Source organism: Desulfosoma sp. (genome assembly GCA_037481875.1).
In the GTDB taxonomy this organism is placed as follows: Bacteria; Desulfobacterota; Syntrophobacteria; order Syntrophobacterales; family DSM-9756; genus Desulfosoma.
In genome coordinates, this window is record JBBFKY010000007.1 from 68529 (window position 1) to 92272 (window position 23744).

Annotated in this window: 20 protein-coding genes; 11 read left to right on the forward strand and 9 right to left on the reverse strand. The window is 55.8% G+C overall.

All coding sequences use genetic code 11. The annotated features are described in order from the left end of the window. Positions 1 to 421: 421 nt before the first annotated feature. The 9 genes from aroF (at position 422) to WHS46_10550 (ending at position 9773) form a co-directional block, all read left to right on the forward strand. The gene (gene aroF, locus WHS46_10510) at positions 422 to 1480 is read left to right on the forward strand and encodes a 3-deoxy-7-phosphoheptulonate synthase (GenBank protein MEJ5349102.1); all 1059 of its coding nucleotides are present in this window, start codon (positions 422 to 424) and stop codon (positions 1478 to 1480) included. A 22-nt stretch (positions 1481 to 1502) separates the two neighbouring features. Continuing rightward, complete coding sequence (locus WHS46_10515; GenBank protein MEJ5349103.1) at positions 1503 to 3281, forward strand: chorismate-binding protein; 1779 nt, start codon at positions 1503 to 1505, stop codon at positions 3279 to 3281. Further along, positions 3256 to 3840, forward strand: coding sequence for an aminodeoxychorismate/anthranilate synthase component II (locus WHS46_10520; protein MEJ5349104.1), 585 nt, complete (start codon positions 3256 to 3258; stop codon positions 3838 to 3840). Before WHS46_10515 ends, WHS46_10520 begins: the two co-directional genes overlap by 26 nt. Continuing rightward, entirely contained in the window at positions 3830 to 4897 is a 1068-nt protein-coding gene (gene trpD / locus WHS46_10525; protein MEJ5349105.1) for an anthranilate phosphoribosyltransferase, read from the forward strand. Before WHS46_10520 ends, trpD begins: the two co-directional genes overlap by 11 nt. A 33-nt stretch (positions 4898 to 4930) precedes the next feature. Then, a complete protein-coding gene (trpC, locus tag WHS46_10530) occupies positions 4931 to 5779 on the forward strand; it encodes an indole-3-glycerol phosphate synthase TrpC (protein ID MEJ5349106.1) in 849 nt (282 codons plus the stop codon). A 355-nt stretch (positions 5780 to 6134) separates the two neighbouring features. After that, the gene (locus WHS46_10535) at positions 6135 to 6785 is read left to right on the forward strand and encodes a phosphoribosylanthranilate isomerase (GenBank protein ID MEJ5349107.1); all 651 of its coding nucleotides are present in this window, start codon (positions 6135 to 6137) and stop codon (positions 6783 to 6785) included. Beyond that, the gene (gene trpB, locus WHS46_10540) at positions 6782 to 8014 is read left to right on the forward strand and encodes a tryptophan synthase subunit beta (GenBank protein ID MEJ5349108.1); all 1233 of its coding nucleotides are present in this window, start codon (positions 6782 to 6784) and stop codon (positions 8012 to 8014) included. The genes WHS46_10535 and trpB overlap by 4 nt, the downstream gene beginning before the upstream one ends. 13 nt (positions 8015 to 8027) lie before the next feature. Further along, positions 8028 to 8825, forward strand: a complete 798-nt coding sequence (gene trpA, locus WHS46_10545) for a tryptophan synthase subunit alpha (GenBank protein MEJ5349109.1) — start codon at positions 8028 to 8030, stop codon at positions 8823 to 8825. Positions 8826 to 9338: 513 nt separating this feature from the next. Next, positions 9339 to 9773, forward strand: coding sequence for a GtrA family protein (locus WHS46_10550; protein MEJ5349110.1), 435 nt, complete (start codon positions 9339 to 9341; stop codon positions 9771 to 9773). Positions 9774 to 10015: 242 nt separating this feature from the next. Here the strand turns inward: WHS46_10550 and glnA are convergent, their stop codons facing one another. From glnA to WHS46_10580, 6 genes are all read right to left on the reverse strand, one after another. Then, positions 10016 to 11428, reverse strand: a complete 1413-nt coding sequence (glnA, locus tag WHS46_10555; GenBank protein ID MEJ5349111.1) for a type I glutamate--ammonia ligase — start codon at positions 11426 to 11428, stop codon at positions 10016 to 10018. A 179-nt stretch (positions 11429 to 11607) separates the two neighbouring features. Then, complete coding sequence (gene glnD, locus WHS46_10560; protein ID MEJ5349112.1) at positions 11608 to 14214, reverse strand: [protein-PII] uridylyltransferase; 2607 nt, start codon at positions 14212 to 14214, stop codon at positions 11608 to 11610. 35 nt (positions 14215 to 14249) lie between these two features. Beyond that, the gene (locus WHS46_10565; protein ID MEJ5349113.1) at positions 14250 to 14588 is read right to left on the reverse strand and encodes a P-II family nitrogen regulator; all 339 of its coding nucleotides are present in this window, start codon (positions 14586 to 14588) and stop codon (positions 14250 to 14252) included. Beyond that, the gene (locus WHS46_10570) at positions 14585 to 14749 is read right to left on the reverse strand and encodes a hypothetical protein (protein MEJ5349114.1); all 165 of its coding nucleotides are present in this window, start codon (positions 14747 to 14749) and stop codon (positions 14585 to 14587) included. Before WHS46_10570 ends, WHS46_10565 begins: the two co-directional genes overlap by 4 nt. A gap of 607 nt (positions 14750 to 15356) precedes the next feature. After that, a complete protein-coding gene (locus WHS46_10575; GenBank protein ID MEJ5349115.1) occupies positions 15357 to 16904 on the reverse strand; it encodes a sigma 54-interacting transcriptional regulator in 1548 nt (515 codons plus the stop codon). A gap of 47 nt (positions 16905 to 16951) precedes the next feature. After that, positions 16952 to 18532 (reverse strand): DUF4301 family protein, encoded by a 1581-nt coding sequence (locus tag WHS46_10580; protein ID MEJ5349116.1) that lies wholly within the window; start codon positions 18530 to 18532, stop codon positions 16952 to 16954. 180 nt (positions 18533 to 18712) lie between these two features. On the opposite strand from WHS46_10580, the gene WHS46_10585 reads away from it, so the two are divergent. Beyond that, positions 18713 to 19507, forward strand: a complete 795-nt coding sequence (locus WHS46_10585; protein MEJ5349117.1) for a VacJ family lipoprotein — start codon at positions 18713 to 18715, stop codon at positions 19505 to 19507. 28 nt (positions 19508 to 19535) lie between these two features. Then, positions 19536 to 20504: a calcium/sodium antiporter gene (locus tag WHS46_10590; protein MEJ5349118.1), complete on the forward strand. Its 969-nt coding sequence runs from the start codon at positions 19536 to 19538 to the stop codon at positions 20502 to 20504. A 144-nt stretch (positions 20505 to 20648) separates the two neighbouring features. On the opposite strand, the gene cobA is transcribed toward WHS46_10590, so the two are convergent. From cobA to WHS46_10605, 3 genes are all read right to left on the reverse strand, one after another. Further along, positions 20649 to 22181: a uroporphyrinogen-III C-methyltransferase gene (gene cobA, locus WHS46_10595; protein MEJ5349119.1), complete on the reverse strand. Its 1533-nt coding sequence runs from the start codon at positions 22179 to 22181 to the stop codon at positions 20649 to 20651. A 144-nt stretch (positions 22182 to 22325) separates the two neighbouring features. Further along, complete coding sequence (hemC, locus tag WHS46_10600; GenBank protein MEJ5349120.1) at positions 22326 to 23261, reverse strand: hydroxymethylbilane synthase; 936 nt, start codon at positions 23259 to 23261, stop codon at positions 22326 to 22328. 223 nt (positions 23262 to 23484) lie between these two features. Next, positions 23485 to 23718: a zinc ribbon domain-containing protein gene (locus tag WHS46_10605; GenBank protein MEJ5349121.1), complete on the reverse strand. Its 234-nt coding sequence runs from the start codon at positions 23716 to 23718 to the stop codon at positions 23485 to 23487. Between the last annotated feature and the right edge of the window lie 26 nt (positions 23719 to 23744).

Consider the following 23744-nt stretch of genomic DNA (forward strand, 5'->3'; position numbering starts at 1 on the left):
CCGCTCCCTTACGCCTCTGGTCATGGCGGCCAGACACCCATGCCTACGCTCCTGCCGGCATTTTGGGTGATGGGCTGAAAAATTTTCTTGACAAAAACCTTCTCAATGTCTTAGGCAAAAGCCGTTACGAGAGGCGACATGAACTTCAAAAGAAAGGTATGCACCGTGGGTTCATCCGTGTGTAGGCATAACGCGCGTTTCTGGTGGTGCTGGTGGTGGTGCGTTGTGCATGGGTGCGCCTACGGAGGTGTGTCGCTCTAGACCACCGGCATCAGAGAAGCCATTAGGACCGTGGGCCACCCGGCCCACGGTCCTTTTGTTTGTGAGCCAAAGGCCGTGGGATTTGATCCCTCGGCCTTTTTTCATTTTTCGGCCTTTTATGGCCGAACCCATCTCCCTCTAGGCACAGGAGGTTTCCGCCATGCTTGTCGTCATGCATAAAAGGGCCACCCCGGAAGACATCGCCCAGGTAGTGCGTGCCATTGAAAGTCGAGGTTACAGCGCTCGTCCCATTCAAGGCGGGGAACGTATGGCCATTGGCATATTGCACAACCGAGGACCTGTGGATCCCAACTGGGTGTTGAGTCTGCCCGGGGTCAAGGAGGCCATTCCCGTCACACGGCCCTACAAGCTGGTCAGCCGCGAATTTCATCCCCAGGACACGGTGATTTCCGTCGGGGATGTGCGCATCGGCAACGGTTCACTGGTTATCATTGCCGGACCCTGTGCTGTGGAAAGTGAGGAGCAGGCCTTGACCATTGCACGGCATGTGAAACGTGCCGGAGCGCACCTCTTTCGTGGCGGCGCCTTCAAGCCGCGCACGTCCCCGTACGCCTTCCAAGGGCTCGGAGAAAAGGCTTTGAAAATCCTCGACAAGGTACGTCAAGAAACGGGTCTTCCCATCGTTACCGAAGCTCTGGACCACACCGTCTACGACCTGGTGGAAGAAACCGCCGATATTGTGCAGATCGGCGCCAGGAACATGCAAAATTTTACCTTGCTTCGACGTGCCGGGCATTCTTCCAAGCCGGTGCTGCTGAAACGCGGTATGGCGGCCACCCTGGAAGAATGGCTCATGGCCGCCGAATACATCCTGGAAGGCGGAAACCCTCACGTGATTCTGTGCGAACGTGGCATTCGTACCTTCACGGACCACAGCCGTAACACCCTGGATCTTTCCGCCGTGCCTGTCGTCCGCAAAGAAAGCCATCTTCCCATTCTGGTGGATCCCAGCCATGCCTGCGGACGCCGTGACCAGGTGATCCCTTTAAGCCGCGCCGCCGTCGCCGTCGGGGCCAACGGGCTTATGGTGGAAGTGCATCATCGGCCCGAAGAAGCTCTAAGCGACGGTGCCCAATCTCTGTATCCCGAACAGTTTCGAAGGCTCTGCGAAGAAATCGCTCCTCTAGTGCAACTCTACGCTCGAGCCCCGGAACCGGAAAGCACCGGCTTTTCCGCTCATCGAGCTGCCTCTTCGTGACCTCTACAGGAGTTCTTCAACCATGAAGCTCAGATTTTTCCCAACCCGAAGTGAATTCAAGGACCTGTTTCAACGAGGAAACATGGTCCCGGTATGTTGTGAAATTCTTGCCGACACGGAAACCCCGGTGTCGGCCTTGGCCAAGATCAGACAACCAGGCCGTCCCGTCTTTCTTCTGGAGAGTGTGGAAGGCGGGGAACGATGGGGGCGATACAGCTTTCTCGGAGTATCGGCTTCTCGGCATGTACGTCTGTTTCGGGATCATGTGGAAATCACCGAAAACGGCAGCCGGCACCTTCTGCCGCATCATGGAAATCCTCTGCAGGTTCTGCGGAACCTCATGGCTTCCTATCGGCCTGTGTCTGTTGCCGGACTTCCACGATTTTGGGGCGGTTTGGTGGGATGGTTCGCCTACGAAACCGTTTCCTTTTTTGAAAGGATTCCCAACTCATTGCCTTCAGAAGCCCCTCTCGGCCATTTCGTCATGACCGACGAACTGATCATCTTTGACAATGTGCGACACACCTTGACCTTGCTGGTACCCGTTGTCTCATCAAAGGAAACCGCCGATCTTGATCGTGGTTATGACGGGGCCGTAACACGCCTGGAATCCCTGGCGGAATCCTTGGAAAAACCCTTGCCTTTTCCTCCTATTCCACTAGGAGCTTATCCCAGAACGTCAAAGACCGATCCTCGAATGGCATGTCAAAGAAGGACAGAGGCGCCGGCTCATCCCTCCCTGCCTGAAACCGTCTCTTTTTCTGGACCCTCTCATTCTGCGGGCGGGACATCTACACTCATAGAAGAAGACCCGTTCTCATCCATGCCCTTTGGTTCACTCACTCCCGTTTCCCCTGGTTATCATGACGCTACAAAGCGCCCTTTCGCCGCGCGATCCGGTTCCACTTCAAGCGCGTTTCGGTCCTTGGTGGCCCCAGATGATTTTTTGGCCATGGTTCGCACGGTCAAGGACTATATTCGTGCCGGGGATGTCATCCAAACGGTCATTTCCCAGCCCTTCGTGATCCAGCCGGCTCCGGACCCTTGGTTTCTCTATCGAGCCCAGCGTTTTATCAACCCATCCCCTTATATGTTTTTTATGGAACTGGACGACCGGATCCTTGTGGGTTCATCTCCGGAAACCATGGTGCGTCTGGAAAACGGTGTGGCCACACTTCGGCCCATTGCCGGCACACGGCCTCGAGGTGCCACCGAACAGGAAGATCGACGTCTGGCCGACGAACTTCTCAAAGACCCCAAGGAACGTGCTGAGCATCTCATGCTGGTGGATCTAGGCCGAAACGACCTGGGGCGAGTGGCCGAAACCGGGACCGTGCAGGTCACCGACCTCATGGTGGTGGAAAGGTATTCCCATGTGATGCACCTGGTGTCCAACATCACCTGCGACCTTAGGCGGGACTATGATGCCTGGGATCTGTTGCGCGCCACTTTTCCGGCGGGAACCCTCACCGGAGCCCCCAAGATTCGAGCCATGGAAATCATCGCCGAGCTGGAACCCACACCGCGAGGTCCATACGGCGGGGCGGTGGGCTACATCTCATACACGGGCAACATGGATCTGGCCATCACCATTCGCACCGCTTGCCTGCACGACGGCCTCATGACCGTTCAAACGGGTGCCGGGATTGTGGCCGACTCCGTCCCCGAACGGGAATACGAGGAAACCGTGAACAAAGCCAAGGCGATGCTCAAGGCCGTGGCCTTGCTTCAAAACGCCGAAACCTTCAATCACCAAAGTGAAGGAGGACTTTTCCATGATTGTCATGATCGACAATTATGATTCCTTTACCTACAACCTGGTGCAGTATCTTCAGATGCTAGGAGCCGACGTTCGGGTAATCCGTAACGATGCGGCGTCGGTGGAAGAAATCTTGTCCTGGCGTCCTCAGGGCATTGTCATTTCTCCTGGACCCGGTCGGCCTGAAGATGCAGGCGTCTCGGTAGCTCTTATTCGAGCTGCTCGCTCCATCCCCGTTCTCGGGGTCTGCTTAGGCCATCAGGCCATCGCCGTGGCTTATGGAGGACGTGTGGGTTCGGCCCGTCATCTGATGCACGGCAAAACATCCATGGTGCATTCGGACGGTCGCGGCATTTACCGAGGGATTTCGGGGCCGTTTCAGGCCATGCGCTACCATTCTTTGGCCGTGGACCCCGCAGTGCTGCCTGAATGTTTGGAAATCAGCGCCCAGGCCGATGACGGCGAAGTCATGGGCATTCGCCACAAAACCTACCCCTGTGAAGGCATTCAGTTTCATCCCGAATCCATCATGACTCCTGTGGGAAAACGCCTTTTGCGCAATTTCCTGAACGGGCAAGGAGGGAACAGCCGTGTTTGTTGATCTGCTTCAGCGTCTCACACGACGAATCGACCTCACGGAAGACGAAATGAGCGGCCTTATGGAACAGCTCATGTCCGGAGCTCTTACCGACGCTCAAATCGGAGCCTTCATGGCGGCTCTGGCCACCAAAGGCGAAACCTTTACCGAACTGGCGGGGGCCGCTCGAACCATGCGCCGAAAAGCTTATCGTCTGCACGTACCCGCCTCCACCGTGGTGGATACATGCGGCACGGGCGGTGACGGCGCTCAAACTTTCAACATTTCCACGACAGCCGCCTTTGTGGTGGCAGGCTGTGGTGTCACTGTGGCCAAACATGGGAATCGTTCTGTTTCCAGTCGTTGCGGTAGCGCCGATGTGCTGGAAGCCCTGGGGGTTCGGCTGGATGTGGATCCGGAAGTGGTGGAAGAAATCATTGGGGATATCGGGATCGGTTTCCTCTTTGCGCCGCTTTATCACGGCGCCATGAAATACGCAGCCAAAGCGCGCAAAGAAGTGGGGATTCGATCCATTTTCAACATGCTGGGCCCTTTGACCAACCCGGCAGGAGCCAACTGCCAGGTGCTTGGTGTGTTTGCTCCGGAATTAACGGAAATGTTCGCCAAAGCCTTGCAACTTTTGGGAACACGTCGTGCTTTTGTGGTCCACGGCCATGACGGCCTGGATGAAATCAGCGCTTGTGCACCGACACGTGTCACAGAACTTCAGGACGGTCTTGTGCGGACCTACGACCTGGATCCGGAACGTCTTCTGGGCCGAACGGCCGATCCTGACGCCCTGCGCGGGGGATCTTCTGAGGAAAACGCGCGGATTCTGCAATCAGTCCTTCAAGGATCCTCAGGACCATGCCGGGATGTGGTGGTGCTCAATGCGGCGGCGGCATTGATCGCCGCAGGCAAGGCAGAGGATTTTCGAGAAGGCATTCGTATGGCGGAACAAAGCATCGATTCCGGCGCCGCCTTTGACAAGTTGAAAAGCCTTGTGCGTCTCACGCGTGAAAAAGCACCAAGTGAATCGCTCGAGCCACCGCCTAAGACGGCTTTCACTTCGGGAAACTGAAGAGGCTTAGGGGCTTTGTGGGGGTTTTCATTCATGAGTGACATTCTTTCGAAAATCCTGAAGACCAAACATGAAGAAGTGGCGGCTCGATCGGCTCAAAGGCCTTTGGCAGAACTTCGTCGCATGGCGGAAGCCATGCCGAAACCGCGCCCGTTCGCTTCGACCCTTTACGCCGGGGGAACGTCTAATGACCAGTTTGAAAGCCAAAGAGTTCGGCTCATTGCTGAAATCAAACGGGCGTCTCCTTCCAAAGGGATCCTTTGTCCCGATCTGGATCCTGTGGCTTATGCTCAAGCCTATGCCCGCGGTGGAGCCGCCGCCCTTTCCGTTCTCACGGACGGCCCCTTTTTTGCCGGATCTCTGGAAGATTTGCAGGCGGCTCGAAAGTCTGTATCCCTTCCGGTGCTCCGCAAAGATTTCACGGTCAGCCTCTACCAAATCTATGAAGCTCGAGCCTTTGAAGCCGATGCGGTGCTTTTGATCGTGCGGGCGGTTTCCCCGGAATTCCTGCGGGATGCTCTCGCTCTGTGTGATGCTCTGGGTTTAGCGGCACTTACCGAAGTCCACGATGAAACGGAACTGGAAACAGCTCTTCGGTACGGTGCCCGGCTGGTGGGGGTCAACAACAGAAACCTTAAAACCTTTGAAACCAGAGTGGAGACATCGATTCGGTTGAGGCGCCTTATTCCCGAAGACCGCATCATGGTGGCGGAAAGCGGCATTCGAGACCGCTCGGACATCGAACGGCTTCTGGAAGCAGGAATTTTTAACGTGTTGGTGGGAGAATCCTTGGTCAAGGCTCCAAATCCCGAAGCCGCCGTACGAACATTGGCCGAACCCTTTGGGTCTGGAACAGTTAGGACCACGGTCGGCAACCCGTGAAGCCGTTATATGGAGGAAAAGGGAGCCATGAGGCATCGTCACCCCATTAAAAATTCTTCAACCGACCCTACCCGTCTTCGCATACCCATGTGTCCGTCCCCACTAGCAGAACCCTTTACGGGCGGACCGATCTGTCAGCTCCCCATCGCGGGACCCGTTACCGTTCCATTCATGTGTCGCCCAACTACCGGGGGACCCTGTCGCGGCGCACAGACTTGTCCATCCCAAATGGCACCCATAGGGCCCGATTTCGATCGCACACATGGGTACGCCCCTACAGATGTCGGTCCCTGCGCACGATTTTCCAAACCTGGACACCGACCCACAGTCCCACTTCACCTGCGAGGCTTTCACCATGTTCATTAAAATCTGCGGGATCACTTCCCCTGAAGACGCCCAAGAGGCCGCATCTTTGGACATTCAGGCGGTGGGGCTCGTCTTTTACCCCAAAAGCCCACGCTACGTGCCTGAAGCCACCGCCCGGGACATCGTGCGCGTACTCCCTTCCCACATCCTGGCCGTCGGTATCTTCGTGGATGTCCCTTCGACAGCCATCCTGGCCACGGCCCATTCCCTGGGGCTTCATGCCGTACAACTGCACGGTCTAGAACCCCCCGAAGACATCATCCATCTCAAAGCTGCAGGACTTTGCGTCATCAAGGCTCTCTTTGTGAATCGAAACCCTTCTCTTCTCGATCACCCTCGCTACGCGCCTTCGGCCTTTCTGGTGGAATGCGCCGGAACTCACCGTCCCGGAGGCAACGCTTTGGCTTGGGACTGGGGTCAAGCCCGAGGCATCGTCCACGGCACACCCATGATTCTTGCCGGAGGCCTCACACCCGAAAATGTTCAGGGAGCCATTCGCATCGCGGAACCTGACGGTGTGGATGTAAGTTCCGGTGTGGAAAGTCAACCTGGCCGAAAGGATCCTGAAAAGATGCAAAGATTCGTCAACGCCGTGCGCCGTTTGCGGCCACGGCCCATGCAAGGAGGCATTTTCGCATGAATCCCACAATCGCCGTGACACCCGTTCAGGTTAACCCCAAATTCGAACCCCGACACCCCATGCCGGATGTTCGAGGCCATTTCGGCCCCTACGGAGGCCGCTATGTGGCGGAAACCCTCATGCCGGCCCTACTGGAGCTGGAAGCCGCGTACATGGATGCTCAAAAAGATCCCTCCTTTCACAAAGCCTTTCATCGGCTTTTACAGGATTACGCCGGCCGCCCCACGCCCCTCTTCTTCGCTCGACGTCTCACGGCCTATGGCGGCGGCGCCAAAATTTACCTCAAGCGCGAAGATCTGGCCCATACCGGAGCCCACAAGATCAACAACACGCTGGGTCAGGTCTTGCTGGCGCAACGCATGGGGAAGACAAAGGTCATTGCGGAAACGGGAGCCGGTCAGCATGGGGTGGCCACCGCCACCGCAGCGGCTCTTTTTGGCATGGAATGCCGCATCTTCATGGGTACCGAAGACGTGAAACGCCAAGCCCCCAATGTACGCCGCATGGAACTTCTTGGAGCGCAAGTGATTCCCGTGGCTTCCGGCACGGGGACGCTCAAAGACGCCATGAACGAAGCCATGCGCTATTGGGTGAGTGCCGTTCGAGACACCTTTTATGTCATCGGGTCCGTGGCGGGACCTCACCCCTACCCCACCATGGTTCGGGATTTTCAGCGCGTGATAGGCGATGAAGCCCGTCGTCAGATTCTGGAACAGGAGGGCGAGCTGCCCAAGGCTCTTATCGCATGTGTGGGAGGCGGCAGCAATGCTATGGGCCTTTTTTACCCCTTTCTGGAAGATCCTGTGGAACTGATCGGCGTAGAAGCGGCCGGAAAAGGTCTTCATACGGGAAAACACGCCGCAACTTTGGGAGCGGGATCCATAGGAGTTTTGCACGGATCCAAATCCTATGTGCTTCAAGACGCTTACGGACAGATCCTTGAAGCCCATTCCATCTCGGCCGGTTTGGACTATCCGGGTGTTGGTCCGGAACATTCCTGGTTAAAAGACAGCGGCCGAGCACGCTATGTTTCCATCACCGATTCGGAAGCTCTTGAAGCCTTTCGCACCTTGTCCACTCTGGAAGGGATCATTCCCGCGCTGGAAAGTGCCCATGCCGTCGCGCATGCCATAAAGGAAGCGGCCCGAAGACCCTCCGAAGATATTCTCATCGTCAATCTTTCGGGTCGCGGCGACAAGGACCTGGGTATCGTCTTCAAGGATCTTTAGAAAGGTGCACACGATGAGCCGATTGCAACACACCTTTGAAACACTCAAGGAAAAAGGCGAAGGCGCTCTGGTGGGTTTTGTCACGGCAGGGGATCCCAACCCGGAAACTTCCATGAGCCTTCTTCGAGCCATGATCGACGGAGGGGTGGATATTCTCGAGCTGGGTGTCCCCTTTTCGGATCCTACAGCCGACGGCCCTGTGATTCAGCGCTCTTCGGCAAGGGCGCTGGCTCAAGGCATGACCTTGGAAAAAACCCTTCAAATGTGCCGAGCATTACGGGAATGGACCGATATTCCCGTTGTGATTTTCAGCTACTATAATCCCATTCTGGCGATGGGAAATGCTCGGTTTTATGAGGAAAGTCTTAGGTGCGGAGCCGACGCTGTCCTTGTGGTGGACCTGCCCCCTGAAGAATCCCGAGAACTTCTGGACCAATGGGCCGGAAACCGGTTGGATTTCATTCGGCTCGTGGCCCCGACCACACCCACTAAACGCATGGCGGCCATCGCCCGTGAAGCTTCCGGGTTTCTTTACCTTGTGTCCATGACCGGGGTGACGGGAAGCTCAGGGTTGGATCTTTCAGAAGTGGCCGCAACCGCCGGGCGTTTGAAACAGGTGACTTCCCTTCCGGTCTGTGTGGGCTTCGGCATTTCTCAACCGGAACATGTAACGGCCGTCTGCCGCATGGCCGAAGGGGCTGTGGTAGGAAGCGCTTTTGAGCGGCTTATCGAAGAAAACCTGGAAGCCACGGACCTTGCCGAACGCATCGGCCGCTATGCCCGGTCCCTCAAGGCCGCCACCCGCAAGTAGGATCGTGTCCGACAACGGACCCAGCCCTGGAAGCGCAGGCGATCCGCTCGCTTCATGAGCGGGCCAGAGCGTCGTTTTCTCAGGGAAAAACACGATTCAGACTTGTAGGGGCGGACCGATGTGTCCGCCCCAAAAACATACGCCACCTGGAGAATAGGGGGCGCACACACCGGAGCGCCCATACAGCCAGGGCACATGACCCTGGAAGGGCGGACCGATGTGTCCGCCTTTAGGAAGGAGGCGGTGCCTCGCCCTTCCCTTGACAAAACGTTCGTAGCAACGGTCATTGTGCTCTCTCAGACAACCTGGGTGCCATCGTCCTTGCATCTCACAGCAGTGTTTGGTTTATTGCCTGGATAAGGACCGAAAGCGCGGCGTGTTATGAACGCACTCGCTTCAGGCTCCTCTGAACGCCGGGAATCTATCTGATTTAGGAACAGCGCCTGAAGGATATGCAAACCGTTTACGAATCCTTTTTCGTGGCGATCGCCATCGAAGGGGTTGGACTGAGAAATGGGGTCGAAAAAGAGCGCCATTGGCACGGCACGGCGTGTGGTCGCTAAGGAAATTCCCTATTTTTCTAGATACATTTTGGTAGGCGTGTTAAATACGGTCCTAGGCTATGGAATCATCTTCGGCCTCATGGCCTGCAGCTTCAACCCGTATCTCAGCAATGCCCTAGGTTACATGATTGGGATTTCCTTCTCCTATGTTCTTAATAAACGTTTCAGCTTTCGATCCTCGGCTCCCGACCGCATCGCCTTTCCCCTTTTTCTGGCTTCCCTCGGGACCGCCTATCTAGCCAATCTCGCCGTCCTCTTTTCGCTCCTGAAATTTCTCGCCGTAAATCCTTATGTGGCTCAGATTGTCGCCGGCGGCGTATACACCCTCGTGGGTTTCCTCGGCAGCCGCTATCTCGCTTTCACCGCGCTCCAATCTCGATCATAAATAGAAAAAATGGATTATCCCACTCACATCGGCTGGCATATCTAAGTTTACAAACCTCAATTGGCTCTTAAAGTTGTCCGTCTCTTGCAGCCGTCAGGACCTCTGCCAGGTTGGAAACAAAGCAGAAAAGGGGCGAGGACGACCGGTGGGCTGACCCTTTTGGGAAGACCCTCTCGCCTTTGCAAGCGAGAGGGCAGATTTTGAGGGGAGAGCGGGGAAAAGAACGGAGTATCTTAGAGCTCTTAGATGTCGAAGTAGAGCATAAACTCGTAAGGGTGCGGGCGCAGCCGAACGGGGTCCACTTCGTTGGAACGTTTGTAATCCAGCCACTTGGCGATGACATCTTCCGTGAACACATCGCCTTTGAGCAGAAAGTCGTGATCCTGTTCCAAAGCCTTGAGGGCTTCTTCCAAAGATCCCGGCGTAGACGGCACATTGGCCAGTTCCTCAGGACTCAGAGCATAGATGTCTTTGTCCAGAGGTTCTCCAGGATCGATGCGGTTTTCAATGCCGTCCAAAGCGGCCATGAGCAGGGCGCTGAAAGCCAGATACCCGTTGCAGGAGGGATCGGGGAAGCGAATTTCGATGCGTTTCGCCTTGGGTGACGGCGAATACATGGGAATACGAATGGAGGCGCTGCGATTTCGGCTGGAATAGGCCAGATTCACCGGCGCTTCATAGCCGGGCACAAGCCTCTTGTAGGAATTGGTGGTGGGATTGGTAAAGGCACACAGAGCCGCCGCATGACGCAGCACACCCCCGATGGCATGCAAGGCCATTTCACTGAGCCCCGCGTAGCGGTCCCCGGCAAACAAAGGTTTACCTTCTTTCCAGATGCTTAGATGCGTGTGCATACCCGAGCCGTTGTCGCCGAAGAGTGGCTTGGGCATGAAGGTCACCGTTTTCTTGTGTTTTCGAGCCACGTTCTTGATGATGTACTTGAACCACATGAGCTGGTCACCCATCTTGACAAGCGGTGCAAAGCGCATGTCGATTTCCGCCTGACCCGCCGTGGCCACTTCATGATGCTGACATTCCACCTGAATGCCCACCTGCTGCATCATGAGCACCATTTCCGTACGAATGTCCTGCTGGGTGTCGGTAGGTGGCACAGGGAAATAGCCTTCCTTATGACGCGGCTTGTAGCCCAGGTTCGGGTTTTCTTCCCGACCGCTGTTCCAAATGCCTTCTTCGGAATCGATGAAGTAGTAGCTGTAATGGGCCGCCGAGGCGTAGCGAATGTCGTCGAAGATAAAAAATTCCGCTTCCGGACCGAAATAGGCCGTATCCCCGATGCCTGTGAACTTGAGGTACGATTCCGCCTTGTGGGCGATGTAGCGAGGATCCCGAGTGTAACGTTCCTTGGTCACGGGATCCACGATGTTACAGATGAGCGTGAGGGTAGGTACCTGAAAGAAAGGATCCATGACGGCCGTGTCGGGATCCGGAATCACCAACATGTCACTGGCATTGATAGGCTGCCAGCCACGAATGCTGGATCCGTCAAATCCGAAACCGTCTTCAAAGGATGATTCGTCAAATTCGCTGATGGGCACCGTAAAATGCTGCCAGATACCCGGAAAATCCAAAAAGCGAAAATCCACCATTTGAGCGTTGTGTTCCTTGGCAAAAGCCATCACTTCCTGAGGGGTCATGCAGTTTCCTCCTTGTCGAATCATGTGGATAATATGTCCGGTTCCATGGCGAAGAGGGCAAATTTCAGGCCAAGTCTTTGCCAAAGCCCTCTTTTTGAAAATCCCTCCCCATGGCCCCACGTCCACAGAACAAAATTGTCACTTTGTTCCCAAATTCCGGCATGAAAAGGACAAATTCGTCATCCTCGACCTTTGGAATGGGGAACATCCCAGGATTGTAGACAGGCCAGCAGGCGTTCTTCGATCAGGCCGTGCGTTTCGGGATCCTGAATCTTGGCTCCTTCCAGGTCCGTGACGTAAAAGACGTCCACCACCTGAGCTCCGGGTGTGGAAATCTTGGCAAGCTGAATGGTCAAGCCCAGTTCATAAAGGGTCTGTGTGACGGCGTGCAGCACGCCCGGACGATCCCAAGTGTAAACTTCAATGACCGTGTAGAAATCGGAAGCACTTTCGTCCAAAACGACTCGGTCGGGTTTTCTCGGCCCCAGGACGGCTTTTCGAGGAATCGGGGGGCGATACCGTTCCTTGAGAGCCGTGAGAGCCGCGGGATCCTGCACACAGCGTGTGAGATCTTCTTGCACACGACGCCAGCTTTCTTCAGGATGCAAAGGGTCCGGCACATCTTCGACGATGAGTATGTCCAGAGCGATCCCGGAGGATCGTGTGTAAATGTCCGCCGAAAGAATGTTGAGGCCGTGCAGCCAGAGCACGCCTGAGATGGTCGCGAACAAGCCGGGCCGATCCCGGCATGCCGTGGTCACCTGCCAGAGTTCCCCCTCCAGCGGGCGGGCCTCCAGCACAAGAATCTTTTCGGGCACCTCATTTTCCATGGCGTAATGGCGCAGCATATCGTAAGGCGTCTGGGACAGAAGATATCGAAGGGAGAGACTTTCCAACCAGCGCTCCACGCCAGCTCGTTGGGCCGGCTCGCACAAGGCCAGAACGTGCTCCTGCAGTGCATCCACCCTTTGTGTCACATCTTCCGGCAGCCATTCACCGCGCAGAAGGACACGGTCCACTTTGGCATAAAGCTCTTCCATGAGGGAGGCTCGCCAGGTGTTCCACGCTCCGGGTCCCGTAGCCCGGGAATCGGCCACGGCCAAAAGATAAAGCAGTCTAAGTTTCGCGCGGCTGCCGATCTGCATGGCACAACGCACGATGGGTTTTTCATCGCTCAGGTCACGCTTGAGGGCCGTGTCCGGAAGCAGCAGATGATGGCGAATGAGGAATTCCAGCAGGTTTTTTTCTTCCGCCTGAAGTCCCAGACGATCCGCAATGGTTCGGCTCATTTCGGCGCCACGCACCGAATGGTTCTTCCCCTGCCCTTTCCCCACATCGTGCAAAAGAGCAGCCAGGTACAGCACACGCTGATGTGGAAGCTCATGAAACAGGTGCCGGCAGTCCAGCTGAGGTTCCAAGGAAGAAAGGCCCTGTTCCAGTCGGTGCATTTCCCGCACCGTGCGCAGCAAATGTTCATCCACGGTGTAAAGGTGGTAAACATCGTGCTGAACTCGATAGCGCACCGATGCCAGTTCCGGGATGAAGGTCTCAAGAAAACCCGTTTCCATCATGACCCGCAGGACCGAAAAGGCATGGACGGGATGCAACAGTATATCAAAGAACTTTTCCACCACCGTCGGGTCACGGCGCACGGCGTCAGTGACGGCGGAAAGATTTTCCCGTACAAGGCGCCCCGTTTGATGATGGAAATGGGCACCTCTTTTGGCGGCTTCCCAAAAGAGGGTCATGAGCCATTCCGGCCTTTCTCGAATCCGTTCCGGTTCCAGAAAGGATAAGTGGTTGTCTTCCAAAAGAAACGGGCCGGGCAGCACGGTTTTTCGATGGGTTCTGAAGCGTTGAGGCTTTTGGGTTTCGTGGGTGAGGCGATCCAAAAGAAACCCGACGATTCGGCGAATACGGGCCGTGTGACGATAATAAAGGTGCATGAAAGCTTCAACGGCACTGCCTGCCGTTCCGTCCAGAAAACCCAGACGCTTGGCGAGAATTTCCTGATCCGTCATAAGAAGCCGATCTTGGCGCTTGCCGCTGAGACGATGCAGTTGAAGGCGAACACGCCACAGAAAATCTTCCGCCTGTTCCAGCCACAGGGCTTCTTCCGCGGACAGCCACCCTGCCTCCTGAAGGGCGGACACCAAAGGGGTCCCCAAAAAGATGACTCCCACCCAGCGAATGGTGTGAATGTCCCGCAAGCTTCCCACACCTTCCTTCAAGTGCGGTTCCAGAAGATAACTGCTTTCTCCGTAACGGCTGTACCGAGCCTTTCGATACTGACGAAGGTTTTCCAGAAATCGAGCCCGCTTGGATCTGGAAAAATCCCCGAGAAAATCCTTACGCCATCGTCGGTAAAACTCGGCATCTCCTCCGGCCGGAGCAGCTTCCACGTAGGTGGTCTGAACACTGAAATCTTGGGCCATGAGTTTTTTCAGGCCCTTGGGGGAGGTGACCATATGGCCCACTTCAAAGCCGGCATCCCAAAGGCTTGGAATGATATGACGAATCCAGGCTTCCAAGCCCGAAGGCAGGCGTTTCTGATGAAGAAAGACGAGGTCCAGGTCGGAAAAAAAACTAAGCTGGCCTCGACCGAATCCCCCTACCGCCGCCGCGCACCAGCCGTCCTTTTCGGCTTCGCTTGAGGCGCCTATAAGGCGGCGAAGTTCTTCCAGAACCCTTGTCGCGTAGGTCCTGGCCGCCATGACACCCGGAACATCACGGGCACAGGCTTCTTGAAAATCTTTTCGAAGTTGTATTAGATTTGAGCAGTCCATGATCCTTTTTTCAGCCCAAAGGCCGCTTGTGCCGTTCACACCGCCTGTTCACCGCGTTCCCCCGTTCGAATACGCAGGCATTCTTCCACGGGTATTACAAAAATCTTGCCATCTCCGATTTTTCCCGTGCGAGCCGATGCTTGAATGGCGTCCAGCACTTCGTCCAGTTGATCGTCACCGACCACCACTTCGATCTTGAGTTTGGGAATGAAGTCCACCACGTATTCGGCGCCTCGATAGATTTCCGTATGACCCTTTTGGCGGCCGAATCCTCGCACTTCCGTGACCGTCATGCCCTTGATGCCCAGTTCCGTGAGACGTTCCTTCACATCATCCAGCTTGAACGGCTTGATTATCGCTTCCACTTTCTTCATGCGTCATCATCCTCTCGATACCCATGAGCTATGGGCCGGCGCCGCCCGGACCCAAAAGCCTTGGTGGTCACGGACAACACCGGCGGTGTCTGGCGCCTTTTGGACTCGTTTCCATCGACGCGGCGCACCACCAACCTTACCAAATCTTCATCCCATCCCACGGCTCACATGTCGTCCACGGATTTCCCTTCTTCCATATGGGCCTTGAGAGTGGGGTCCAGAACCTCATAGGGTGGCAGCCTGTCCTGGTCCTTTTGTTTAGGGTAGGTTCCGCGAACCGAGGGCGTCCCGCCCACACAAAAACCCGGCCGAAAACTTGCGTTTCTACGGAACAGCCCGGTTTCAGCCTTGTAGGGGCGAGGCGACGCCTCGAACCCCGGCCCTTCCCCTGCCCCTGTCATTCCAGTGTCTGGTATGGCCTATTTTGAGTATTTGGACAAGAAAGTAAAAGGTATTGGAGAAAGGATTGAAGGGCCCCAAGGGTGGGCAGGGTTCACATGGTTATTGGGTGGCGGCAGAGGATTTTTGGGGCGGACACATGGGACCGCCCCTACGAAAGACCGCGTTTTCCCGGATCGCATGCACGTGGCAACAATCTGTAGGGGCACACCGGCGTGTGCGCCCCCATTTTTCCCATGACCCGTCAATTTGCGGGCGGACACATGGGTCCGCCCCTACGGGGGCTGGGTGGACATGGCCGGCTGTCGCCATGGAGGGTCGGTTTTTCGAGGCGGGGACATAGAGACCGCCAAGGGTCATTTGACGTTATCAGTCCAAAGGTGCTTCGAGAACTGTACGGGTTCGGTCCAGGAAGCGGCGGGGGTCGATCCCGTATTTTCGAATTTTGTATTGAACGATACGCTTTGTGGTGCCCAATAGTCGAGCCGCCTGTGCTTGGTTGCCTCGAGCGTCCTTTAAGGCTTCCACAAGAATGTCCCGTTCAAAGGCTCCCACAAGAGCTTCCAGTTTTCCTCGAGACTGTCTTTGCAGTTCCATAGGTTTCATTTGCAGCGTGGGTGGCAGATGCCTCGCTTCAATGGCATCCCCGGTGGCCAGCACGACGGCACGTTCGATGCAGTTTTCCAGCTCACGCACGTTCCCGGGCCAGTGATAGGCCATGAGAAGGTCAATGGCCGGAGTGGAAATGCGGTTGACGGTCTTTCCCAAGATTTGGGCATATTTTTGGACAAAGTAATCGGCCAGAAGCAAAATGTCGGGCCCTCGATCCCGCAAGGGAGGAAGAAAGATGGGGAAAACATTTAGCCTGTAATACAGGTCCGAACGAAACCGCCCGTGAGCCGTCTCCTGTTCCAGATCCTTGTTGGTGGCGGCCACCACACGCACATCCACCTTGACCACTCGTGAGGCCCCCAGGGGCTGAAATTCCCTTTCCTGAAGCACCCGCAGCAGTTTCGCCTGGGCTACGGGGGACAGCTCCCCCACTTCATCTAAAAAGATCGTGCCCCCTTGCGCCTCTTCAAAACGGCCCTTGCGACGAGCCACAGCTCCCGTGAAAGCTCCTTTTTCGTGGCCGAACAGTTCACTTTCCAGAAGCGTGTCCGGCATGGCGGCGCAGTTAACCCGCACCATCGGCCCGGAAGCTCGAGAGCTGTTGTCGTGAATGGCTTTAGCCACCAGTTCCTTGCCCGTGCCTGTTTCGCCGTGAATGAGCACGGTGGTGTTGGTGTCGGCCACCTGATCGATGAGGCGAAGCACATCCCGAATTTCCTTGGAACGTCCAAGAATTTGTGTTTTGGGACGGTGCGCTTCGGCGAGTATGCTGCGAAGTTTACGGTTTTCTTCTTCCACCGCTCGAAAATGAACCGTTCTTCCCAGCAGCTCCGCCACCGCCTCCAGCAGCTCCACTTCCCGACTCAGATCCTCCACGTCCCGGCTCAGCTTGTCTGCGGAAAGAACACCTACCACTCGTCCTTGGTGAAAAATGGGCACGCATAAAAAGGCCAGTTCTTTGCGGTCGAGTTTCTTTCGGGCTCCGGTGCGGTCCAAAAAATGGGCTTCTTCCCCGAGATCGGCAATGGCCATGGGCCGTCCCGTCTGAGCCACCTTGCCCGTGATGCCTTCCCCAGGCCGGTAAACGATGCTCCCTGCGCTCACATCGAGACCGAGAGCCACATCCAACCAGGCTTCTCCGGTCTTGTGGTCCAGAATGGAAATCATGCCACGTTGCATGCCCAGTTCTTCGCTGAGGACCGCCAAAACACCCTGAAACTGTTCCTTGATGTCATCAGGGCGAGCCAAGATGCGGGCCACATGATGCAACACGACAAGCTCTTTAAGACTATATTTTTCGCTCATGCCTTACATGCACACTCGTCTGCAAATCAGGAAGCAGGGTTCGCCGCTTATTCATTGACGCTTTCCTTGGCCTGATGTTCCGGCCGTAACAAATCCAGGACCGTCTTGACGGGGTTAAAGGTTTGTGATGGAACTTCCACGAAAATGGTATTCCACATAGCCATGGAACCGTTCCACAGGCCGGGAAGTTCCAGGGCTCTGAGAGGCCGTCCGTTGAGAGATTTTTGGGTGATGATCACCGCGTCAGGATCTCGATATCGCATCAGGTCATAAGGGTTCCCGTCCACATCCCTTACGGCGCAGACCAAATCCACGGGATTGAAATGGGTCGCTCGTTCCCATATAGCCTTCTGCCGTGGATCGGTCATGTCCACTTGGGCTTTTTCCACAATCTGACATGTGAGGCGTCCTTCACGGTCCCAAGCCCAAAAAGGACCACCGCCGGGTTCCCCCACGTTACGCACCATGCCGCAGACTCGAATGGGCCGGTTCAACACGTGAAGAAGCAAATCCCTTTGCGCCACTAAAGCACCTCCAATGGCGCACGTGCTTCCCCAAAAAGTGGTTTGGATAAAGCGTCGAGCCTGTTCCACCGTTTCCGACGACAACTTTTGTCGAAGCGCCTTCATATGCCGATGAATCCGTTCCTGAATCAGAATGGCAAACCCACCCAAGATTTTTTTCCATCGCCATATTTCGCCTTTGAGGTGATCCGGAACCACGTTGTCGATGTTTTTGATAAAAATGAGGTCGCCTTTAAGCCGGTTCAAGTTTTCAAGCAGGGCTCCGTGTCCAGCAGGCCGAAACACCAGTCGACCTGCGGCGTCTCGAAACGGGCGGTTGTTTTCATCCACGGCGATGGTATCCGTCGCCGAACTTTGTTTGGATAAAGTGATCTGAAAAGAACAATCCCAAAGAGCTTCGTGACGCGGACGCACCCGGGCGATGTGTTCCAGAAATCGCTCTTCATGCTCGGGGCTCACGGTGAAATGCACAGGGCACAATCCGTTCGGCATACGCACGTAGCCCACGGCTTCCGCCAGGTGTTCTTCCAGGGCTGTGCGAGGTCCATCCTCATAACGATGGAAGGGGATGAGCGCCTTCGGTAGGCGTCCCAGATCCAAACCTTTGGACGTGAGCAGCACCTGAAGGGCTCTATCGATTTTTCCGGCACGCAGATCCTCATCCAGGTCCGCTCCCAACTTCGCCATGGCCTGGCACCAAGCTTCATAAAAGGGGAACCGACGGACATGCCTAAAAAAATTGCAGACCCTTTGCGCCGATGTGTCCCCCGAGGCCGCTTGTTCCGCGAGGGTGGCAAGATTGGGGACCGGTTTTCGATCAAGCACGGCGAAAAGATCCTGAAACATGCGGGTCGCCGCCCCGGAAGCCGGCACGAACTTAAGAAAGCGCCCCTTTTTAAGGGCCTTCTTGTAGGCTTCTTCACATAGTTGGGCCATCTGCGAGTCTAGGCCGACAATACCGTCGCCAAGGGTGCATGGTCTGTGCAGTTCCAAGGTGATTTTTCTCTTTTCGAAAAGGGCCAACTGGCGTTCCACTTCCCAGCGGGAAATGCCCAACTCTTGCATTTGCTTCAGATCCGCTTCGGTAAAGATCGTTAAGTCCATCAAGGCGTCCTCCGGGGAATCCGTCCTGCCCCACTCCTTTGCACTGCGGTCTTGTCTTGTCACATAACACAAACCCCGTCACTGACAAAAGAGTCCCTTAGTCATTGACAAGACCACCAAGGGACGACTTTAATGGCGAACCACGTTGAAACTTCTTCTTCACGAGCCATGGAGGACACTATGGAACACAAGGCAAGATTGGAACGGCTCGGTATTGTTGTCTGGATGATGGCTCTTCTCGTCACAGCCGTTGGAGTGGTGAGTCATCTTTGGCCAATCCAGAGTTCTTTGGCAGGCCCTTCCACGGTATGGGCTGCAACCAATGAGGAAGAAGACGACAGCTACCTGCACGATCCCTTTGCCGACAAGCATCTGGCGGTGGCGGACCCTTTGCAGCCGCTGAATCGAGCCTTCTTTCATGTTAATGACAAGATCTATTTCTGGGTTCTCAAGCCAACGGCCCTAGTCTACAAAACCTTTGTCCCCACGGGTGTGCGCCTGTGTGTCCGTAACGTTTTTACGAACCTCATGGCCCCGGTGCGCGTCGCCAACAATCTGCTGCAATTGAAATTCCAACAAAGCGGCACCGAGCTGGCTCGATTTGCCATCAATTCCACCCTCGGGGCCGCTGGCATGTTCGACCCCGCAGAACAGGAATTCGGTCTGAAGCCATATGACGAGGATTTCGGTCAAACCCTGGGCCATTACGGCTTAGGGAACGGTATCTTTTTCATCTGGCCTATCCTAGGGCCGTCCTCCCTAAGAGACACTGTGGGGTTGGCAGGCGATCATTTTTTGGATCCCTTAAGTTACCTTTCATGGCAACCATACGGCATCGCCAAAGGGGTTCGTGAGGTCAACCGCACCTCATTGACTTTAGGCGAATACGAGGATTTCAAGGCCTCGGCCGTAGATCCATATGTTTCCATGCGTGATGCCTACATTAACTATCGAAACCGGCAAGTTCGAAAATAACTGACTCCATCTGGATATCGAGTCGCCTATGCTCCTTCATGTGACAGCCGTCGTTTTAGGAACCCTATTGTTGGTATGGGGAGCCGACCGTTTTGTGGACGGGGCTGCGGCTCTCGCCCGTCGTCTCGGCATCTCACCGATTATCATCGGTCTTACGGTGGTCTCCATGGGCACGTCATTGCCCGAATTGCTGGTGAGTCTGACCGCCACGATCATGGGGCATCCCGATGTGGCCGTCGGAAACGTGGTAGGAAGCAACATCGCCAACATCGGACTTATCTTGGGGGCCGCTTCCCTGTTTCGGCCTCTCATGGTTCACAAATCCATCCTGCGCCAAGAATATCCCTTTCTGGTGTGTGTTTCCGTCATCGCGTGGCTCATGGCACAAAATGGTACCTTCAGTCGTTTCGAGGGCATTCTTCTTGTTGCGGGTCTCCTGCTTTTCCTTGCCAAAATGGTAGCCGACGCCAAACTAACCGCTTCGGAAGTCCTCCTTCATGAAACAACCCTCAGCAACCCCATGGGTCCACAGAATGTTTCGCTTAAGAAATCGCTCCTTTCTTTGATCCTGGGCCTGATAGGCCTGACGGCGGGAAGCCGGGGCTTGGTGTGGGGGGGGGTGGCCCTGGCTCGATCTCTTGGCGTCAGTGAATTGGTTATTGGGCTCACCTTAGTGGCCGTGGGCACAAGTCTTCCCGAACTGGCCACATCGGTGGTCGGTGCTATCAAGAAGCAGCATGATCTCGCCGTCGGCAACGTGGTGGGATCCAATCTTTTCAACACTCTGGCCATTCTGGGGATTCCCGCCACGATTCGACCCTTGATCGTTTCCCCCGAAGCGTATCATCGGGATTTTCCTGTGATGCTTTTGGCTACCCTTGTCCTGTGGCCCGTGTGTCGATCCTGGAGCGGCCGTCAAGGCCGTGTTAACCGGATGGAAGGCGGCGCCTTGTTGGTCGGGTATGTGGTGTATTCGGTCTACCTGTTCAAATCGTAGGAAAAAGCAGGAAGCTTCGTAGGCGCTCACCATTGTGTGCAGCTGAAGGCGAGCCCCAGGGGAATGTGTTTCGTGGCGGACACATGGGTCCGCCCCTACAGAGAAATCAGAATCCGGTTGGGTGTGGCGTAGAGGCGAGCAAATCTATGACGCCGTGATGTGGGAGGTCAGAGCGCGCACCAAACCGTCCATGGTGTATTCTTCGGCCACCACGTTCGGCGTGATGCCGAAGGATCGAGCAGTGTACGCCGTGATAGGCCCAATGCAGGCGACGGTTGTTTTTTTCAAAAGCTCGGCTGCATGGCGGTCTCCAAGAGCTTGGACAAAAAAAGTAACGGTCGACGATGCTGTAAAGGTCACTACGTGAATGTCACCGCGTTCCAGCATGGCCGTCACTTCACTCACCCCTTCGGCGGCAGGAACGGTTTCATACGCCGGAACCACATGCACATGAGCTCCCCACCGGCGTAAGGTTTGCGGCAAAACATCCCGAGCCTGGGCGGCTCGAGGCAGCAGAAAGCGGCGGCCTTGCACGGCTTTTTCACCCAAAGCTTCCAAAAGAGATTCCGCTCTGTATTCTTTGGGCACCACATCCAGGCGAAGACCTCGGTGTTCCAAGGATTCCGCCGTCTTGGGACCGATGGCCGCCAGGCGTGTTCCGGCCAAAGCACGCACATCACGGCCCGAAGCCCAGAGTCTTTCCATAAAGAATTTCACGCCGTTGACACTGGTAAAGACCACCCAGTCGTATTGGTCGAGGGATTCCAAGGCCGTATCCAAAGCCTCCCAGGATGCCGGAGGAACAATGGCGATGGTGGGAAATTCCACACATCGGGCACCCAGATTTTCCAGCATTTTTCGCAAATCACTGGCTTGCTCTCGAGCTCGCGTCACAAGAATCGCTTTGCCAAAAAGGGGTTTTTTTTCAAACCAATTCAGGGATTCTCGAAGACGCACCACTTCGCCGACCACGATGACGGCCGGAGGTTTCAAACCCGCGGCCTGGACTTTATCGGCGATATCCGCCAGAGTTCCCACCACGGTCTGCTGCTGCGGCGTGGTACCCCAGCGAATGACCGCCGCTGGAGTCTTGGGGGAACGGCCGTGCTCCATGAGCCGTTGGGTAATCTCAGGAAGGTTTTTCACCCCCATGAAAAAAACCAGGGTTCCAATGCCTGAGGCCACCTTTTCCCAATCGATACCTTCTTTGCTTTCCGGAGCGGCACCGTCGGCTCTTTCATGACCTGTGATGAAAGCCATGCTGGAAGCGTAATCCCGATGGGACAAAGGAATCCCTGCATACGCGGGGACAGCCACAGCTGCGGTGACTCCCGGAACAATCTCGAAGTCGATTCCGAGAGCCGCCAATTCCTGAGCTTCTTCGCCGCCTCGGCCGAAGACGAAAGGATCCCCTCCTTTCAGACGCACCACCACGTGATTCCGAGCCTTTTCCACCAAAAGACGGTTGATGGCTTCTTGGCTTAGGGTATGCTCCCCACCCTTTTTACCCACGTAAATTCGTTCCGCGTGCGGTGGAGCATATTTCAGGAGTTCTTCGTTAGCGAGATAGTCGTAAATGACCACATCGGCCATGGCCAGCACATCCCGGCCTTTCACGGTGAGCAGACCCGGGTCACCTGGGCCCGCCCCCACAAGGTACGCTTTCCCTTTTTTCACAGGTTCCTCACTCCAAGGTTCAGCTCGATGCCAAGCCACGGGGTTTTATGATTCAAACCCGCGGATAAGACACAGATTGAAGAGGCGAGGCGCGTCTCACCCCCTTCTTTAAACCGGCATTTCATGCCCTGGTATAGCACCTTCTCAACCAGCCTTCCAAGGCAACAAGGTTTCCAAAATGCTTTGCGCCCCCGCCTGAAGAAGACGTCGAGCAAGATCCCGTCCCAAGTGCTCTTCTTGACCAAAAGGCGCACCGTCTGTCAGACGATACACAGTTGCCCCGTCCAGGGATGCTACCAGACCTGTGAGGGTCACGGTGCCGTCATGCACCTTGGCATGTCCGGCAATGGGAACTTGGCATCCTCCCTGAAGTTCATCCAGAAAGGCACGTTCCGCCGTCACAGCCCGCCATGTGGGTTCATGATGTAAAGGGGCGACCAGCTCCTGAACCGCCCTATCTTCCTTTCGTAATTCAATCCCTAGCGCCCCCTGGCCGATGGCGGGAACGAATTCATCCGGGTCCATCACGGCGGTGATAGCGTCCTGCCAGCCCATACGGTGAAGTCCCGCCGCGGCCAAAATGACGGCATCGAATAGACCTTCTCGCACCTTGCGAAGGCGCGTGTCCAGATTCCCTCGAAGGTTTTCCACGCGTAGATCCGGCCTAAGATGCCGAATCTGGGCAGCTCGGCGTAGGCTGCTGGTGCCGATGACGGCCCCCGAAGGCAAGGCATCCAGCCCGGAAGCTCGATGGGCGACGAGAACGTCCCGAGGATCTTCTCGAGGCGGAACCACCGCAAGGGTCAAAAGGTTTGGTAATTCTGACGGCACATCTTTCATGCTGTGCACAGCCAAATCCACACGACCGTCCATGAGGGCTTCTTCGATTTCCTTGACAAAAAGCCCTTTGCCCCCCACTTTCGCCAGAGGCACATCCAGGATTTTATCCCCCGTGGTCTTGATGATTTCCAAGGTCACTCGCAGGCCGGGCCACTGGTCTTCCAACGCCTGCTTGATCATGTCCGCCTGACGCAGAGCCAGAAGACTTCCTCGAGTCCCGATAACCAGGTGCGGTTTCAAGCATTCCTCCTCGCGTTCAAGCCGCCCACTCGCTCCTTGGAGCCTATCCGACAATTTAGAATGAGCCATTCCAGGCCAAGACGTAAGGGCACGGCGCGCCGTGCCCCTGGTCCCAAACCCTTTGTTTTCCTGGGAGCGCGAGTCTTTGGCCCGCATATTGCTTGAGCGGGCCCCAGCGCTCCCAACAGAAAATCCGTTATCGGATTCGCTCCTGGGCGATCGATCAGTGGCACGTGGCGCAACTGCCACCAGCACATCCCGAACATGACGATGTTCCTGAACCCATACGGCTACTGGCAGCGCCCTTGTCCCCACCACTCTTGAACCCGAAGACACTCATTTCCCGATGCGCTTCCGAAGACCCGCATTTGGGACAGCAGACTGTCTCATCACTTCGAAACACCAAACATTCGTAATGCTCTCCACAGCTTCCACATCGATACTCGTAAATGGGCATAATCATCACCTCACTTCTCGTTTCCT

What these genes read in the sequence shown, in the direction of transcription:
- WHS46_10585 (MEJ5349117.1), top strand. Translation starts at nt 18,713, where the DNA reads ATGGAACACAAGGCAAGATTGGAACGGCTCGGTATTGTTGTCTGGATG.
- glnD (MEJ5349112.1), bottom strand. Translation starts at nt 14,214, where the DNA reads ATGGACTGCTCAAATCTAATACAACTTCGAAAAGATTTTCAAGAAGCC.
- WHS46_10565 (MEJ5349113.1), bottom strand. Translation starts at nt 14,588, where the DNA reads ATGAAGAAAGTGGAAGCGATAATCAAGCCGTTCAAGCTGGATGATGTG.
- WHS46_10535 (MEJ5349107.1), top strand. Translation starts at nt 6,135, where the DNA reads ATGTTCATTAAAATCTGCGGGATCACTTCCCCTGAAGACGCCCAAGAG.
- glnA (MEJ5349111.1), bottom strand. Translation starts at nt 11,428, where the DNA reads ATGACCCCTCAGGAAGTGATGGCTTTTGCCAAGGAACACAACGCTCAA.
- aroF (MEJ5349102.1), top strand. Translation starts at nt 422, where the DNA reads ATGCTTGTCGTCATGCATAAAAGGGCCACCCCGGAAGACATCGCCCAG.
- WHS46_10520 (MEJ5349104.1), top strand. Translation starts at nt 3,256, where the DNA reads ATGATTGTCATGATCGACAATTATGATTCCTTTACCTACAACCTGGTG.
- trpB (MEJ5349108.1), top strand. Translation starts at nt 6,782, where the DNA reads ATGAATCCCACAATCGCCGTGACACCCGTTCAGGTTAACCCCAAATTC.
- WHS46_10515 (MEJ5349103.1), top strand. Translation starts at nt 1,503, where the DNA reads ATGAAGCTCAGATTTTTCCCAACCCGAAGTGAATTCAAGGACCTGTTT.
- WHS46_10575 (MEJ5349115.1), bottom strand. Translation starts at nt 16,904, where the DNA reads ATGAGCGAAAAATATAGTCTTAAAGAGCTTGTCGTGTTGCATCATGTG.
- trpA (MEJ5349109.1), top strand. Translation starts at nt 8,028, where the DNA reads ATGAGCCGATTGCAACACACCTTTGAAACACTCAAGGAAAAAGGCGAA.
- WHS46_10580 (MEJ5349116.1), bottom strand. Translation starts at nt 18,532, where the DNA reads ATGGACTTAACGATCTTTACCGAAGCGGATCTGAAGCAAATGCAAGAG.
- WHS46_10550 (MEJ5349110.1), top strand. Translation starts at nt 9,339, where the DNA reads ATGGGGTCGAAAAAGAGCGCCATTGGCACGGCACGGCGTGTGGTCGCT.
- trpC (MEJ5349106.1), top strand. Translation starts at nt 4,931, where the DNA reads ATGAGTGACATTCTTTCGAAAATCCTGAAGACCAAACATGAAGAAGTG.
- WHS46_10605 (MEJ5349121.1), bottom strand. Translation starts at nt 23,718, where the DNA reads ATGCCCATTTACGAGTATCGATGTGGAAGCTGTGGAGAGCATTACGAA.
- WHS46_10590 (MEJ5349118.1), top strand. Translation starts at nt 19,536, where the DNA reads ATGCTCCTTCATGTGACAGCCGTCGTTTTAGGAACCCTATTGTTGGTA.